Source organism: Niallia sp. Sow4_A1, assembly GCF_052116745.1.
GTDB classification, from domain to species: Bacteria; Bacillota; Bacilli; order Bacillales; family Cytobacillaceae; genus Niallia; species Niallia hominis.
Map to the genome: position 1 here is coordinate 30,732 of NZ_JBQKKM010000029.1, position 17,179 is coordinate 47,910.

General features: G+C 35.2%; 15 protein-coding genes, 1 tRNA gene and 1 other annotated feature. Of the genes, 1 reads left to right on the forward strand and 15 read right to left on the reverse strand.

What is annotated here, in order from left to right:
• Positions 1-223: 223 nt before the first annotated feature.
• From tig to ACTQ5K_RS15985, 10 genes are all read right to left on the reverse strand, one after another.
• Positions 224-1,510, reverse strand: a complete 1,287-nt coding sequence (tig, locus tag ACTQ5K_RS15940) for a trigger factor (RefSeq protein ID WP_031537047.1) — start codon at positions 1,508-1,510, stop codon at positions 224-226.
• Positions 1,511-1,725: 215 nt separating this feature from the next.
• Positions 1,726-2,745: a tetratricopeptide repeat protein gene (locus ACTQ5K_RS15945; protein ID WP_441994065.1), complete on the reverse strand. Its 1,020-nt coding sequence runs from the start codon at positions 2,743-2,745 to the stop codon at positions 1,726-1,728.
• A gap of 226 nt (positions 2,746-2,971) precedes the next feature.
• Entirely contained in the window at positions 2,972-3,562 is a 591-nt protein-coding gene (leuD, locus tag ACTQ5K_RS15950; protein WP_441994066.1) for a 3-isopropylmalate dehydratase small subunit, read from the reverse strand.
• A 14-nt stretch (positions 3,563-3,576) separates the two neighbouring features.
• Positions 3,577-4,989: a 3-isopropylmalate dehydratase large subunit gene (leuC, locus tag ACTQ5K_RS15955; RefSeq protein ID WP_441130379.1), complete on the reverse strand. Its 1,413-nt coding sequence runs from the start codon at positions 4,987-4,989 to the stop codon at positions 3,577-3,579.
• A gap of 144 nt (positions 4,990-5,133) precedes the next feature.
• Positions 5,134-6,234: a 3-isopropylmalate dehydrogenase gene (gene leuB, locus ACTQ5K_RS15960; protein WP_441130377.1), complete on the reverse strand. Its 1,101-nt coding sequence runs from the start codon at positions 6,232-6,234 to the stop codon at positions 5,134-5,136.
• Positions 6,235-6,282: 48 nt separating this feature from the next.
• Positions 6,283-7,818, reverse strand: coding sequence for a 2-isopropylmalate synthase (locus ACTQ5K_RS15965; protein ID WP_031534714.1), 1,536 nt, complete (start codon positions 7,816-7,818; stop codon positions 6,283-6,285).
• Entirely contained in the window at positions 7,805-8,827 is a 1,023-nt protein-coding gene (gene ilvC / locus ACTQ5K_RS15970) for a ketol-acid reductoisomerase (RefSeq protein ID WP_031534716.1), read from the reverse strand. Before ilvC ends, ACTQ5K_RS15965 begins: the two co-directional genes overlap by 14 nt.
• 49 nt (positions 8,828-8,876) lie before the next feature.
• A complete protein-coding gene (gene ilvN / locus ACTQ5K_RS15975; RefSeq protein ID WP_031534718.1) occupies positions 8,877-9,395 on the reverse strand; it encodes an acetolactate synthase small subunit in 519 nt (172 codons plus the stop codon).
• The gene (gene ilvB, locus ACTQ5K_RS15980) at positions 9,392-11,107 is read right to left on the reverse strand and encodes an acetolactate synthase large subunit (RefSeq protein WP_031534720.1); all 1,716 of its coding nucleotides are present in this window, start codon (positions 11,105-11,107) and stop codon (positions 9,392-9,394) included. The genes ilvN and ilvB overlap by 4 nt, the downstream gene beginning before the upstream one ends.
• Positions 11,108-11,223: 116 nt before the next feature.
• Positions 11,224-11,477 (reverse strand) — a binding site (T-box leader).
• A gap of 432 nt (positions 11,478-11,909) precedes the next feature.
• Positions 11,910-12,101: a YolD-like family protein gene (locus tag ACTQ5K_RS15985; protein ID WP_031534722.1), complete on the reverse strand. Its 192-nt coding sequence runs from the start codon at positions 12,099-12,101 to the stop codon at positions 11,910-11,912.
• Between the two features lie 572 nt (positions 12,102-12,673).
• On the opposite strand from ACTQ5K_RS15985, the gene ACTQ5K_RS15990 reads away from it, so the two are divergent.
• Complete coding sequence (locus ACTQ5K_RS15990) at positions 12,674-13,072, forward strand: general stress protein (protein ID WP_031534724.1); 399 nt, start codon at positions 12,674-12,676, stop codon at positions 13,070-13,072.
• Between the two features lie 379 nt (positions 13,073-13,451).
• On the opposite strand, the gene ACTQ5K_RS15995 is transcribed toward ACTQ5K_RS15990, so the two are convergent.
• The 5 genes from ACTQ5K_RS15995 to ACTQ5K_RS16015 all read right to left on the reverse strand — a co-directional run bounded on the left by ACTQ5K_RS15995 (position 13,452) and on the right by ACTQ5K_RS16015 (position 17,008).
• Complete coding sequence (locus ACTQ5K_RS15995) at positions 13,452-14,066, reverse strand: LysE family translocator (RefSeq protein ID WP_441994067.1); 615 nt, start codon at positions 14,064-14,066, stop codon at positions 13,452-13,454.
• 1 nt (position 14,067) lies between these two features.
• Complete coding sequence (locus tag ACTQ5K_RS16000) at positions 14,068-14,547, reverse strand: Lrp/AsnC family transcriptional regulator (RefSeq protein WP_235247797.1); 480 nt, start codon at positions 14,545-14,547, stop codon at positions 14,068-14,070.
• 494 nt (positions 14,548-15,041) lie between these two features.
• A tRNA-Arg gene (locus tag ACTQ5K_RS16005) sits at positions 15,042-15,115 on the reverse strand.
• Between the two features lie 323 nt (positions 15,116-15,438).
• A complete protein-coding gene (locus tag ACTQ5K_RS16010) occupies positions 15,439-16,194 on the reverse strand; it encodes an abortive infection family protein (protein ID WP_235247805.1) in 756 nt (251 codons plus the stop codon).
• Between the two features lie 19 nt (positions 16,195-16,213).
• The gene (locus ACTQ5K_RS16015) at positions 16,214-17,008 is read right to left on the reverse strand and encodes a hypothetical protein (protein ID WP_235247813.1); all 795 of its coding nucleotides are present in this window, start codon (positions 17,006-17,008) and stop codon (positions 16,214-16,216) included.
• Between the last annotated feature and the right edge of the window lie 171 nt (positions 17,009-17,179).

The following is a 17,179-nucleotide window of genomic DNA, read 5'->3' on the forward strand; positions in this document are numbered from 1 at the left end:
GGTAATCAGCCCTAATCATCCAATAACGGTAAAATGTATGTACTTTCTTAAGCATAACCAGATTTCGCTTCTTTAAATCTGGAAATATTATCTCTTGATTTGTCTGTATATTCCTGTACGGTAGAGTAACTTATATTATAGTTACCCATATTATATGTTATTTAACACTAATATAAAACTAAGGCACGAAATAGTCGCGCCTTAGTTTTTTTTCTTACTTCTATTATGCAACAGTTTTGCTGTTTTCTACAAGGAAATCGATTGCTTTTCTCATTTTAATGTCCATTTGTAAGTTTTCTACACCGCCAAGTGCTTGTTTAATAGCATCTACTGGCATATTGTACATTTGAGACATATTTTCAAGTTCAGCATTTACTTCTTCTTCTGTTACTTCAATATTTTCTGCTGCAACAATTGCTTCAAGAGTTAAGTTAGAACGAACACGTTTTCCAGCGTCTTCTTGCATTTGCTCTTTTAAAGCAGCTTCATCTTGTCCAGAGAATTGGAAGTATAATTCAAGGTTCATACCTTGCATTTGAAGACGTTGTTCGAATTCATTCATCATGCGATCAATTTCTGTATCGATCATTGCAGAAGGGATATCCATTGTTGCATTCTCAGAAGCTTTTTCTACAACCGTATCACGTACTGTATGTTCCGCTTGATGTTTCTTATCATTTTCTAGACGAGTTTTAATTTTTTCTTTTAATTCAGCTAATGTTTCAGCTTCTTCATCTACGTCTTTTGCAAATTCATCATCTAATTCAGGAAGTTCTTTTCCTTTGATCTCATGAATTGTTACTTTAAATGTAGCAGGCTTTCCAGCTAAATCTTCAGCATGGTATTCTTCTGGGAATGTAACTTCTACTTCTGTCGTTTCGCCAGTAGCAACTCCTACTAATTTTTCTTCAAATCCAGGAATAAATTGACCTGAACCAAGTTCTAATGAGAAGTTCTCAGCAGTTCCGCCTTCGAATGCAACTCCATCTTGGAATCCTTCGAAGTCCATAACAACTGTATCGCCTAATTCAGCAGTACCTTCTTCTTTTACTACTAACTCAGCTTGTTTTTCTTGCAATGCTTTAATTTCAGCTTCAACTTCTTCATCTGTAACAGTTGTTTCAACAGCAGGTACTTCTAACCCTTTGTACTCACCTAATGTTACTTCAGGCTTCACTGTAACAGTTGCTTTGAAAATTAATGCTTTTCCTTTTTCGATTTGTTCTACATCGATTTCTGGACGATCCACTGGCTCAATTCCAGTTTCTTCAATTGCATTTGCATAAGCTTCTGGTAAAAGAATATCAATTGCATCTTGGTATAAAGATTCAACACCAAAACGTTGTTCGAACATTCCACGTGGAATTCTACCTTTACGGAATCCAGGAATATTTACTTGCTTAACTACTTTTTTAAATGCTAAATCTAAACCTTCGTTTAATTTTTCTGCATCTAATTCAATTGTAAGAACGCCACGGTTCCCTTCTAAAACTTCCCATTTAGCTGACATACTATAATTTCCCTCCAACAATCTATTCTACTTTTTCATTACTTCTACTTAATGTATAGATAAACTTCTTTACTACTGTTTGAAAGCTATTTCAAACGAAAAAGCTCACACCTAATAATGGCAGAAAGTTATCTAGTAAGAAATAAACATATTCGCATTTTCTAAATGCAACCATTACATTATATCATAGGTTCTAGTTGTTTCAACATCCTTGCCTAAATATTAGGATAAGAAATTTCCTCTAGTTGATAAATGAAGGCTTTTGCTTGTTCAAAATTATCCTCATTTACTTCATATATTGAGAGAATCTCTTGTGTATCCTCTTGGCCAAAATATTCATTTACGACAGCATGATAGGATGCTGCCCATGTTTCAGGACTATAATCTTCAAGCACCAATGGATAAAGCAAAAAAAATTGTCGATCCATTAACATTTTAATATTTTCGAATAAAACGGGATCATTACTTTCAACATAATCAATCAGAAATGTCATTATCTTTTTATATTGATCTTGCTCTTTAATATCCTTTAAATTGGTTGGCTTTACGGTTATGGCTCGAGTAAATTTATGGATCACTACTTCTTTGTCATAATCCTGCTCTCGCAAAATATTAATTAACATCGTTTTTAAAAACGGGTTTTTTTCGTCCTCCTGAAGAAACTGTTTTACTTGTTCAATAGAAGCTCGGATGTTTTGACTAGACATTTTAGCAATAAGAAGCATTTGTTCCTGTGGATCTTCTAATTCCATTAATCTCTCCGTTTCACCCGTAGTTTCTTCCATTAAATTATCCTTTTCTGTTAGTGGAGAAGACTCTGCCATTTTTCTACTAAAAGTAAGCATTTTTGAAAAGTGCTCGATTTTATTGGCAGGAATTTGATGATCTTCTAACAATACTTCAATCGTTGAAACAATTTCTTCATATTCATGTAGCTGCACAAGGATCATGATATATAAGTCCAACACATGTATATAGTCACCCTGTCCCTCTTTCAGCATTTCTTTTGCTAAGTATTTTGCCGGTTCCAATAAACCTAGCTCGTAATAAGACAGAATTAACCCAATGTTAATTTCACTATGAAAAGGATTTCTCTCTTTTGCTTCCTCTAGATAAGCAATTGCTTCTTTATATTGCTTATCTGAAATGGCATCTAAGCCCTTTTGTAATAAACGTTTATCTAAATCGGGAAAAAAAATAACATTATCTTTTTTTTCCTGCTCCCGTTTCTTCATCCTTTTAACCGCCTATACATTCTTTTTGTTGCTAGTGTAGCTTTTTTTCTATTTAGATGCAACCTGAACTTTTCATTAACTCTTGATAATAATGAAAATGTTAAATCTGATTTCATAATGAAGTAATAGTAATCATTTTAACTATAAAATAGGCTCAAAAGAAAAAAACCTTTAGAAAGGCAGGAAAGCACCTGTTTTCTAAAGGTTATCTAAGCGAAGTCAACTGCTAATTTTGTGTAACAGACTTTTCATAATCTGCTATTTTATCACTGTACTGGAGCGTAATTTCAATTTCATCCCAGCCGTTAGTCAACATTTTTTTCCAATATGGATGGATAGTAAATGTTGCAGTAAAGCCCTGATCATCTTCTACTTTTTCCTCTTCTAAATTAATATGAAGAAAATAGGGTTGATTTTGGGCTTCCTTTAAAAGATACTCCACTTCTGCTGTAGGTAATTGAATAGGAAGCATTCCATTTTTCAAACAATTTTGATAAAAAATATCTGCAAAGGATGGAGCAATAACGACAGAAAACCCAAAATCCTGAAGAGCCCATGGTGCATGCTCTCTGGATGATCCACAACCAAAGTTTTTATTAGCGATTAATATAGAAGCTCCTTGGTTTTCAGGAAAGTTCAACTCAAATTCTGGATTTGGTTCTCCACTTTTCAAATAGCGCCAATCAAAAAAAGCAAATTTGCCAAATCCCGTCTTTTCGATGCGCTTTAAAAATTGCTTTGGAATAATCTGATCTGTATCTACATTTACTCGATCCATTGCTACTGCCTTTTCATAAAGCTTCTTAAAACCACTCACAATCGCTTCCCCCTTTACGTTGTAGCTTGTAATTCTACATTCATTTTTCGAATATCAACAAATCGTCCATATAATGCTGCTGCAGCAGCCATCGACGGACTAACTAAATGAGTTCTGGCACCGGCTCCTTGCCGTCCTTCGAAATTTCTATTTGAGGTCGAAGCACAATGTTCCCCACTTGGAACCACATCATTATTCATACTTAAACACATACTGCAACCTGCGTCTCTCCATTCAAAACCAGCTTCTACAAATAGCTTATCCAGTCCTTCTTCCTCTGCCTGTTTCTTTACTTTTTGAGAACCTGGGACAACTAGTGCCCTCACTCCTGGATATACCTTTTGGCCTTTAATAACACTCGCTGCTTGTCTTAAATCTTCTATTCTGGAATTTGTACAGGAACCTATAAACACATGCTGAATTGCAATATCGGTAATGGCCATTCCTTCTTTTAGCCCCATATACGAAAGCGCACTATGTAGGGCACGACGATCTGTTTCGTCTTGATAATTTTCTGTTGCTGGAATTTTTCCATCTACTTTTGCAGTCATAGATGGGTTTGTACCCCAACTAACCATTGGCGCAATATCATGACCATCAATCGTAATAACTTTATCGTAGGTAGCATCTTCGTCCGAAACTAAGCTACGCCATTCTTGTACTGCTTTATCCCAGTTTTCTGGTGCGTGTTTTCTTCCTTTTAAATAGGAGAAGGTCGTTTCATCTGGACATATTAACCCTGCACGGGCTCCGCCTTCAATGGACATATTACAAATAGTCAATCTTTCTTCCATTGAAAGATTACGAATTACATCCCCTGTATATTCAATAACATGGCCAGTACCAAAGTTAACTCCATATTTAGAAAGTATATAAAGAATAACATCTTTCGCATTGACACCATGAGCAAGCTTACCGTTGACCTCTATTTTTAATGTTTTTGGTCTAGTTTGCCATAAAGTTTGTGTAGCAAGAACATGCTCTACTTCACTTGTGCCTATTCCAAAAGCAAGGGCTCCAAAAGCTCCATGGGTCGATGTATGACTATCTCCACAAACGATTGTTTTTCCTGGCTGTGTCAATCCAAGCTCTGGGCCGATTACGTGGACAATCCCTTGTTCAGGACTATCTAGCCCTGCTAAAGGAATATTAAATTCTAAGCAGTTTTTTTCGAGAGTAGTCATCTGGTTTAACGCGATTTCATCATCTATTTTATAACGGTTAAGTGTTGGAACATTATGGTCCATCGTTGCAAATGTACGATCTGGTCTTCTTACTTTCCGATTTTTCATTCTTAATCCAGAAAATGCTTGTGGAGAAGTAACTTCATGAACAAGATGCAGATCAATATACAATAAATCTGGCTTCCCTTCTTCTCTATGCACTATATGTTTTTCCCAAATTTTATCGATAATGGATTTCCCCATTACTTTGCCCTCCAATCCATTTCTTTTATTTCCTTTTTGTAGATTAAAGGGCTGTCAAATTATTCTTTTGACAAGCCCATAAACATGTTTCTTTCTATTATTAGTCACCTATATCCCAATTACTGCCGCTCTATCTTCTCTTTTTTATATAGCATGTGTCGATGCTACTAACTCGAAAATTTCTTTGTTAACAGCTTCTACCATTTCATTTGTAGAAACAATTTTACAATTTGGTGAAAGAATATCCCTTGTTCTATATCCTTTATTCAAGACATTATTTACAGCCTCTTCTATTACTGTTGCTTCTTTATCTAGCTGAAATGATAATCGTAGCATCATGCTTGTCGATAATATCGTCGCTAATGGATTGGCAATATTTTCTCCTGCAATATCTGGTGCAGAGCCATGGATCGGTTCATATAAATATGGCCCCTCTTCTGATAAACTGCTTGAAGCAAGCATCCCTAATGAACCTGTTAAGACAGATGCTTCATCACTCAAAATATCGCCGAACATATTTTCCGTAACGATGACATCAAATTGCTTTGGATTTCTAATAAGCTGCATTGCTGCATTATCTACAAGCATATGCTCAAGCAAAACATCCGGATATTTCTCTGCTACTTGATTTGCAATCTCTCTCCATACTCTACTAGTCTCCAAAACATTTGCCTTATCAACAGAAGTAATCTTTTTTGATCTTGTTTTTGCGACTTCAAATGCTTTCTCGATGACACGCTCTATCTCTTCATTTTTATATTGCAGTGTATCTACAGCACCTGGCTTCCCATCTATTTCTCTACGTTCGCTTGGTGTCCCAAAATAGATGCCTCCTGTTAACTCACGCACAACAATCAAGTCCACACCTTCAATAATATCTTTCTTTAGAGGGGACGAGTCAGCTAAACTTTCGTAACAGGTTGTCGGCCTCAGGTTCGCAAACAAGTTCAATGCTTTTCTGATTTTTAATAGTCCTTGCTCCGGACGTTTTTCAACAGGAAGAGAATCCCATTTCGGACCACCTACTGCCCCTAATAAAATGGCATCACTATTTTTGCATATCGTAATTGTTTCATTAGGTAATGGAGTCCCTGTTTTATCTGTCGCACATCCACCTATATCTGCATAAGTTAATTCGAACTGATGGCCATATAAAGTTTCAATTGTTTGCAAAATTCTGACTGCCCCAGCAACTATTTCAGGTCCAATTCCATCACCTGGCAATACAGCGATTCTTTTGTTCATCTTCATTCGCTCCCCTATATCAAAGGCTTGGTTTTCAGACCTTAAAGCCTACACTTTTTCCAAAAATTGTTCTTTTGCAAGAATAGCTCTATTAATAGCATTTATATATGCTTTAGCGGATGCTATTAAAACATCTTGATCCAATCCTCTACCTGTACTTTCTTTTTGGTCATATTGCACTCTTACAAATACTTGAGCTAAGGCATCTCTACCTGCACCTAATGATTGTATTCGATAATCATTTAGCGTTACTTGACCAGAAATAGACATTTCAAGTGTGTTATACAGCGCTTCTACACTTCCTGATCCTGTGCCATGTTGAATGATTAATTCATTTTTCGGCCCAGAAAGCTTAACGACCGCATCTGCTTCATTATCATTTTTATGTTGAACCTTAACCTCAACTAATTCATAATACTTCTCTTCCTTAGCAAGCTTGTTCTCTAACACAATAGCAATAATGTCTTCATCAGAGATTTCTTTTTTATGGTCTGCCAAATCCTTAAAGGCAATAAAGAGATTCTTTACATCCTCTTCCTTTACCTGAAGCTCTAGTTCTTGCAGCTTTGTTTTAAATGCATGGCTGCCTGAATGCTTTCCTAACACCATATTGTTATTGTTCACATAGCCAACAAGTTCTGGAGAAATAATTTCATAGGTAGTTTTCTCCTTAAGAACCCCATCCTGATGAATACCAGATTCATGCGCATATGCATTGCGACCAACAATTGCTTTATTGCCTGGTACTACCATTCCTGTTAATTCACTAACTAAGCTACTTGATCTACTAATCTCTTTCAGATTAATTCTTGTTCTTTCCTGATAATGATCATTTCTGATATGAAGCGCTACCACAATTTCTTCCATCGAAGCATTGCCTGCTCTTTCACCTATGCCATTAATAGTGCATTCTACTTGTGTTGCTCCATTTTCAATGGCTGCCAGTGAGTTAGCTGTGGCCATCCCTAAATCATCGTGACAATGGGTTGATAAAGAAACTTTATCAATGGATGGAACATTATTTTTTAAATATTGAAAAACTTCTCCGTATTCATTTGGCGTAATATACCCTACAGTGTCTGGTATATTTATTATTTGTGCTCCAGCTTGAATTACTTCTTCGATTATTTCTGCTAGAAATGGAAGTTCCGTGCGACAAGCATCCTCTGCACTCCATTGTATGACAGGAAATCTTTTAGCAGCATATGCAACAGCTGAAACCGCTCGCTCCACAACTTGTTCTTTCGATAGTTTCAACTTATATTGTCTATGAATGGGGCTTGTTGCTAGAAAAACATGGATTCTTGGTTCTGCCCCATCTTTTAAAGCTTCCCAAGCAGTATCTATATCCGATGTTACTGCCCTTGCTAGACCAGTAACAGAACTATTTTTTATCGTTCGCGCAATTTGTTGAACAGATTGAAAATCACCTTTAGAGGCAGCAGGAAAGCCTGCCTCTATGATATCTACATTCAACTTTTCTAACTGTTCAGCAATTACCAACTTCTCTGCCAAATTTAAATTAACACCTGGCGATTGCTCCCCATCTCTTAATGTTGTATCAAATATCTTAATTTTTGCCACTACCCACCACTTCTTTCTTCCTAGAGCTTTTAACAAATGGCATCATTGCACGCAATTCTTTTCCGACCTTTTCAATTAAATGCTCACTTTCTCTGTCATTAATCGCATTAAATACTGGTCTATTTGCTTGATTTTCTAAAATCCAGCCTTTAGCAAATTTCCCTTCTTGAATATCTGTAAGTACAGCTTTCATTTCTTTCTTCACATCTTCTGTTACAATACGTGGCCCTGTTACAAAGTCACCCCATTGTGCTGTATCAGAAATGGAATATCTCATTCCAGCCATTCCATCTTCATACATTAGGTCAACAATTAATTTCAACTCATGCAAACACTCAAAGTATGCTAATTCTGGTTGATATCCTGCCTCTACCAATGTTTCAAAGCCTGCTTTTACTAGTGCTGTCAACCCTCCACAAAGAACCGCTTGTTCACCAAATAGATCCGTTTCTGTTTCTTCTTTAAAAGTCGTTTCTAATGCACCGGCACGTAATGCTCCAATTGCTTTTGCATATGCAAGAGCAAGTTCTCTCGCTTCACCAGTAACATCTTGATAGATTGCAAATAATGCTGGAACTCCTGCTTCTTGTTCAAATGTTCTTCTAACAAGATGACCTGGGCCTTTTGGAGCAACCAATAATACATCACTCTCACTTGGAGGAACAATTTGACTAAAATGAATGTTAAATCCATGCGCAAACATTAAAGCTTGATTTGTTAAATTTGGTTTAATTTCTTCATTGTATACTTTTGTTTGCAACTCATCTGGAAGTAAAATCATGACAATATCAGCCTTAGCTGTTGCTTCTCCAACCGGGAATACGTCAAATCCATCTTCCACTGCTTTATTCCATGAATTTCCTTTTCTTAATCCGATAATAACATTTACTCCACTATCCTTCATATTTAAAGCATGTGCATGCCCTTGTGATCCATATCCAATTACCGCTACTGTTTTCCCCTCAAAGTATCCTAAATTTGCGTCTCCATTATAATACATTTTTGCCATTTTTCTTCTCCCTTTCGTCTGTAAAATTTAGATTTATTTAATATTAGATTTAAACGATAGAATAGTTACTTTTATGAGTTGCTGTCTTTTGAGATCCACGTGGGAATGCAGTTGTGCCAGTTCTGGCCAATTCTTTAATTCCATACGGTCTAAGCAGTTCAATAAAAGCTTCAATTTTGGTTGATTCTCCTGTAATTTGGATAACGAGACTTTCTTTACTTACATCGATTACAGAAGCTCTAAATGGTTCGATTACTGAGTATAATTCATGCCTTGTCTGCGGTGTAGCAAGTACTTTTATTAAAGCTAGCTCTCTTGCAACAATTGCTTGGTCAGTGATGTCAACCACTTTCAATATATCAATCTGCTTATTTAACTGTTTTGTTATTTGTTCAATAATTCCATCACTTTCTACATGTACAACACATGTAATTCGAGAAACACCTTCATGCTCTGTATGCCCTACAGATATACTTTCAATGTTATAGTTTCTTTTCGAAAAAAGATTTGTGATTCGATTTAATACACCTGACTTATTCAAGACAGTCAAACTAATTATTTTTTTCATGGCTTCATCCCTACCATTTCATGTAATCCTTTTCCTGGTGCTATCATTGGATATACATTCTCGTTTGGATCAATACGGAAATCTAATAATACAGGTTCTCTTACCGCTAACACTTCGTCCAGAATGCTTGCAGCTTCTTTAGCAGATGATATTTGGTATCCTTTTATTCCATATGCTTCTGCTAAAGCGACAAAGGAAGGCTGGAAAGACTCCTTACTATGGGAAAAACGAGACTCATAGAAAAATTCTTGCCACTGTCTTACCATTCCTAACGCCTGATTATTAAAAATAATAATCTTAATTGGTAAATTTAATTCCCTAATTAATGCAAGCTCCTGGCTACACATTTGAAAGCCTCCATCGCCGCTAATTGCTAGAACCGTCGCTTTTGGATCAGCCAATTGTGCACCAATACTTGATGGTAGCCCGAACCCCATTGTTCCTAATCCCCCAGAAGTTACCCAACGGTTGGACTCTTTAAATTGATAGTACTGTGCAGCCCACATTTGATGCTGTCCAACGTCCGTTGTTACAATTGCTTCTCCTTTTGTCTTTTCAAAAAGCAGCTCCAATACTTGCTGTGGTTTAAGAAGATTAGACTCCTTATAGTAGTAAGGATATTCATTTTTCCAATTTTCAATCTTTTCTAACCAATCTCTATGCTCTGAATGTAGACCTTTCTGCTTAATTAACATGCTCAAAGCTTCTTTCGCATCTGCTACAATCGGGATTTTCGTTGGAATTATCTTGCCAATCTCTGCTGGGTCGATATCAATATGTGCTTTAACAGCATTCGGTGCGAAATGTGCTAAGTTTCCAGTTAAACGATCATCAAATCTTGCCCCAACATTAATTAATAAGTCTGATTCATATAATGCCATATTGGCAGCGTAACAACCGTGCATCCCTCCCATACCAACAAATAACTTGTTATCAGCTGGAAAGCCTCCTAATCCAAGAAGTGTATGGACGACTGGTATTTGTTGTTGTTCTGCATATTCAAGTAATTCAGCACTAGCTTTTGCAAAATTGACACCTGCACCTGCTAAGATTACTGGTTTTTTTGCTGCACTTACAGCTTCTGTTAATTTTCGAATCTGCAAATAATTCGGTTGTGTTGTTGGTTGATAGCCAGGAAGGTCTACTTCCTTTTCATCAGGAACACTTGAAATGGTAGCCGCAATATCTTTCGGAAAATCAATTAACACAGGACCTGGTCTTCCACTTGTTGCAATGTAGAACGCTTCTTTTATGATTCTCGGTATATCTTCAAGATTTCGAACCTGACAATTATATTTTGTTATTGGGGTCGTAATCCCTAAAATGTCGGCTTCTTGAAAGGCATCTGTTCCAATTACACTTGTTGCAACCTGACCTGTAAATACAACCAGCGGAAGAGAATCCATCATTGCATCAGCAAGTCCTGTTACAATATTAGTTGCTCCAGGACCAGATGTCGCAATTACAACTCCTGGTTTTCCAGAGATTCTCGCATACCCTTCAGCTGCATGGATTCCTCCTTGCTCGTGTCTTGGCAGAACATGAAAGATTTTAGAGTCATAAATCTTATCATATATTGGTAAGACAGCTCCACCTGGATATCCGAAAATAAATTCAACATTTTCCTTTTCCAAAGCCTGTAATAAGAGATCAGCACCAGTTAACGGTTTCACTTGGGCCTTTGTCTTTTCAAAGGCAGTCTCCTGTAACATTTGTATAACCTCCCTAAATTACTTTCCTATTACTTAATTAATTTGTATCAATAGAAGGGCTCTTTCCATGAAAAAAGCCTTCCCACCTCCAATGATTACTAATGTTTTTTAGTAATCAAAGGGGTGAAAAGGCATTCCTTTCCACGGTACCACCCTTATTCATACACTTTCGAAAAGCGTATGCACTTAATTGAACGGTTCGTTCTCTTTTGGTAACGAGTGGAAACACTCGGTTAGCTCTACTAGGATTACCTTTCAAGCTAACACTCTGAGGTGAGTTCATTTCCTATTGGTTCACCGGTTCACACCAACCACCGGCTCTCTTTGGAATCCAAAATAGAAAACTACTTATCCTCATCATCGAATTAATCTATTAATCATGTCAAACAAATTCAGTTAGTCATGGTGTCTATTTGCTATGCTAAATTAGCATGTAACATTTTGTGTTTTTCATTTGTTGAGGTTATCTTACGCTGAATTTAAACAAGAGTCAACAGTATTTTTGAGAATTGTTTGATTATTTAAACAACGAAACCACACTTAGAAAACGTTTACAATATTGCTGTATAAAGAATGCATGTACTTTTTTAATGAATTAAAAAATTTAAAAAATTCTTTTTTCGCTGAAAATATTCTAAAAAAATCCTTAATATGGTTCATTATAATAAAATAATTCTTTACTTAAAACTAATATGTAATAAAATCTTACATTGTTTTTTCATTTTGTTTCATATAATTTAATTTCAGACAAAAAAATGCAACCGCAAAAAAAGAAAGCGATTGCATTAATTAGGTAATCAAACTAAGATACCGCACATATATCATGAATCCATGATAAACGAATTTGATACGTGTTTTCTTTATCATCTTTTAAATCAATGGTTTGATCTATTAAATTTAGCTTCTGAACTTGTCCCTTACATGTTTCTAAAAAACCATTCTTATAATAATTAATAACAATTAGCCTACTTCTTCCTAATTCTTTGAGAATCATGGTGCACGTCTCCTTCTATATAATGTTAGTCATGTTCATCTATTCACATTGTTTCATCTATTGATTATTTTACTTAAGTCTATTATACACGATAACAGTAAGCGTTTTCAAGTGTTATAAGTGATTTTCTGAACATTATTTTTCTTACTTCCATTATTCGCTATTTTATTCCTAATTATACCTTTGTAGGTGAAATAATGTGTAACTTCCATTAGTTAGGTATTAGTTAAATCATCCAAACCTTCGTAACCCGTGCGATTGTCCTTGAATGAGGATGAGTCTTAATGAAAATTAAAGAGCAGAATATTAAAATAGAAATCTTTCTATACTTACATTGCTTGTGATAAAAGATAACCAATAAAATATTAAATAGAGGATTTAACAGGAGATATTTCTCTATCATTATTCTAATATAAGGTACAACTATTTCTTTATTTTTTATGGGAAAAAAGTTTGCTAATTCACAAAAATAGGAATTTTTGTTGAGACAGAAAATCCACTGTTTATTCCCTCTGACTAGTGGGAATATAAAAAATATGCAAGAACTATTTGTTTAAAGGAGGAATAGGTATATGACAAAAAGTGTTGTAGGTATATATGATTCTCCTGAAGAAACAGTAAATGCAATAGACGAACTTCTCTCTAAAGGATATTCACCCAATCATATTTCCGTTATTACAAGAAACGAACAAACGGCATTAATTGAACAAGAAACAGAAGTAGATACTGCTACTGGAATAGAAGAAGTAGAGCCAACATCCTTTTTAGATCGATTAAAGACATTCTTTTCTGACACCGATCTTGAGCCATATGAAAAGGAATTACAAGCAGGAAAATATATTGTTCTCTTAGATAATGAGGGAGAATTAGAACAAGAGAATCTAAATAAACTAAACTTCGATAATAATGAAGTAGAAGTCATGCCATCTCAAACAATGCATACCACAGTTGAACGAAAGAAAGTGGAATAAGAAAAAGATGGTGAGATAAACCTATTTCCACTTTGAAAAAACTAAGCAGTCTGAATCCATGTAGACTCCAGTTCGATTCATGGGAAAGCATATTTGAAAGTAAATAAACGATTGGTTTGGAGAGGTGAGCGTCGGAGGCTGTTAAAAAAGTTCAAAATCTTGCCAGACGACTCAAGAGCAAGCCCGATAAAGCGACGTATTTTCAGGATGTGAATAATATTACGAAAACACCTTTTTTCCATAACTAATAATAACTCCAAACGATCAAACTATGATTGTTTGGAGTTTTCTTTGGTCGTATTACTTCTCTGTCAACCCCTTTATGTAACGACAGAGGAATACTTTTTAACTACTTCTAGAAATGTAGATATATAATATATTACATTAAACCATATAAAGTGATACCACCAAAAATAATAATGATTAATCCTGATAATCGATTAATAATCGTTAAAGATTGGCCACTAATTCGATTTCTAAATAATCCTACACTACTACTTAATATTACCCACCATAAAGTAGAACCACAGAACACCCCCATCACTAAAATAACAGAAGAAATGATAGTATTTTCTGAGTTTGAAATACCTAAACCTGCAAAAATGGCAATAAATGATAGAATGGTCATTGGATTTGTTAAAGTCAAAAATAAAACTGATATGAACGCATTTATCCTATTTTTCTTTTGAGTATCTGACTGTGTAAAACTAGCCTTAGAAGTCAACGTTTTTATTCCCAAATAACAAAGAAAAAATCCACCTATTAATTGAATCCAAAATTGATGACCAATTAATAAATTAGTAATGACAGTTAAACCAAATCCCGCAATTAATCCATAAATTCCATCCGCAGCAGCTGCTCCTAATCCCGAAACTAATCCCACTATTCTTCCATGTGCTAAAGTTCTTCGGATACATAAAACGCCAATTGGTCCAACTGGTGCTGCAATTGATAAACCAATTAGTAATCCCTTTATATAAAATTCAATAAGCATCTTACTCTCCTTCCTCTATTAAAAATTTATGTTTTTGTAACGGCATTCGAAAAGTTTCTTTTGTTGTATCCATGACAATCGTTGTCTTAGTTCTGATGATACCTTTTAAACCTTTTATCTCATGACTAATCACACGATCTAAATCCTTTGTATTTCTACTTCTAATTTTAAGTAAATAGTCATCTTCTCCTGCAATATGATGACATTCTTGAACTTCTTCTAATTTATTTACTAATTCTAAAAAAGGACCTCTATTTTTCGGATGCTCCAATGATACTGCAACAAATGCAGTTAATTCGCTCCCTACTTTTTCAGAGTCTAATAAGACACTAAAATTCTTAATTACACCTTGCTGAATTAATCGGTTAACACGTTCAGCAGTTGCTGGCGCCGACAACCCAACTTCCTTTGCCAAATCCGCCCATTTAATTCTTGAATTAGCCATTAAACATTCAATTATTTTCAAATCATAAGAATTCATCAATATACACCTTCTTTTTATAAGTTTTTTTATATTTTACTTACATTATGAAAGTTAGTCAATTAAATTTAAGTAGTCGTTCGCCTAAATCGTACTCCATTTGCTAAATTTCACTTGTAAAATAGGCTTAATCTATTACCTAAAGCAAAGAAAAACTCCCAATACGTTAAAAACCCTCCGCAAAATTATTACATTATGATAAAAGAAGGGAACGACTGTTATAGTATCTACATTTAAGATACACTAATGGTCTTGAATAGAGGAGGTAACAGAGAATTAGTTGGTTTATCAATGGAAGATAGTAAATTTCCCGTTAACTTTGGATTTACTTACTTCAAACACATATATCCTTTTGTAAAATTTGTGAATAAGAAGCACCTTTATCTTTTTATTTGTTTCCTTTTCTTCCAAAAAAAAAAGATGCTTCAAACCCTTAAAAATAAGGATTTGAAGCATCTTCATATGGTTCAAACTTTCTCTTTCCGAACCCTTGACGTCCCAGGAGAGATTCGAACTCCCGACCGTACGCTTAGAAGGCGTATGCTCTATCCGGCTGAGCTACTGGGACACTATCGCTATTTTCTTCCCTATAGTATAACGGTCACTTTTCGAACTTAGACCGATTGACTTTCTTCCATTATAATTACTCATGGTCTATCATTCAAGCATCTAATGTAATAATAATTAAGGTATCGGTATCTTTAGAATTCTGGGATGTGGATGTGAGGCTACCTACCTCATCCCCCTTACAACGAACCCCGTAATTTGTGGAAAATACTCCCCCCATATCATCAACGTATAGAAAAAGACCCCTCTTGGAGTCTCTTTAACTTGCTGTTTGACTTCATTATTTCTATTAATCGATGTTCAGTTCATTAATCCGACATTCCTTCATCCCACTATTTTCCTTTTTTCTTCCCATGAAGATACTAAGAAAGAAGCCATCGCTCCTGCTAAATTAACTGCCAAATGTGCGTGTCTAGCCGATGGTGTAGGAACTCTTTGACCTTTTCCGTGTGCATCACTTAATTTGTTTCTTATAGAACCCAACCCTTTGACTACAGATACGCACCCACTAAGTATTTCTTTGAAAATTTGCTCGGTATGTTCACTAGGTGCTAAATTTAACACTTTTTGTACTCCTTTATATAGTTGAGGTAATTCCGATTTATCATCATATTCGATATTAGCGTCATCCATTATATGCTTACAGGTGGCTTCAAGTAGAGTTCTAGCTATAGTGATAGCACCCTCTGGGTCATTTGTACGTCTATCTAACGCTTTTTGCCATGCTTGTTGAACATACTCTAAATCTAACTTATCTTCCTTAGAGAACGAAACAACTTCATCAATAGGGAACTCAGATTCCGTCATGTCCTCTAATATCATTAACACCTTTTCAAATTCAATACGCAAATAGTCCCTTCTTCCTTGGTAAGTAGTTGACTTTTCCTTAATATAGTTCCAGAAATCGTTTAAAGAACGACATGTTCTTAAAAAATGTGGCAAATACGCTTTTGTATATCCATTATTTAATAATTTTTGTCTTAGTTCCGTATACTCGCTGTTATTTTCCTGTCCCCCTGTAGCTTTGGATACTAATAATCTCTTTAAAGACTCAACGTCATAAAACAATTCTTCAAACATATTATTCCCCCAATATTACTCAACTCATTATGTTAGATACAACTGCCCCTACAATTGCCCCTACAATCAGCATAACAACAGCGTAAAGCCAGTGGTCCTTAATGGCTTCATAAACACCTTGAGGAGATAATCCATAAGGTTCATGCCATTTAGCATTTGTTTTTAAATTTCCTGATGCTACCTTATCTAAAATGGAATGAAAAACATCAACTTTCTTTAGAGTTGACATGTGCAGTTTTACATATTCTTTATTAGCAAATGCTGCAGCTTCGGATTGCCCATCCAAAAAATCCCTATTTGAGATTTTATTTTTTTCAATTAGTTTTTCTAACCTTGGATGACCGATATAACCTACACCATAAATATCAATAAGTAATCTAGCCAAATCATACTTTTTATCATCGTCTATTGTTTCGGGTCTTCCGCCTAAAACCCTATATCTATTTTCAATAGCTTCAAATCCAAAATTAAAATCCCTCATATTCCAGTGAATCCAAGTATAGGATTTATGCTTCTTAACAAACTGAAAAAACTCTTTTAACATTTCTCTTTCAATTTCATCATAGTTTTGTTCAATGTCCTCGAATGCTATTTTTTTCATTTCAGCTATCTTATGAATAGCAAACGATTTTGTTTGTGCTGTATTATAATACCTTACTGCTATTGAAGTGACCCTCGGTGTATAACCGCTTGGAACATTATAAAAGCTTTCACAAGAATAATGTATTAATAACAGATGTGAAGCGTTGGCAACAAGTTCATTAATTGTATCAATAGCCTTTTTTCTTTTTTTGATTTTATGATTAAGATTCAAGTTATCGCCACCCTATAATTCATAGTGAATCTGCCTTAGCAATCTACTATTATATCACAAATATTTACAAAAATTTGAACTTTAATACTTTATCGGAAGTAAAACAATACGTGACGTGTGAATGCAGTAGCCTCCCCCATCTCCCACTCATGAATCCCATGAGAATGTGGA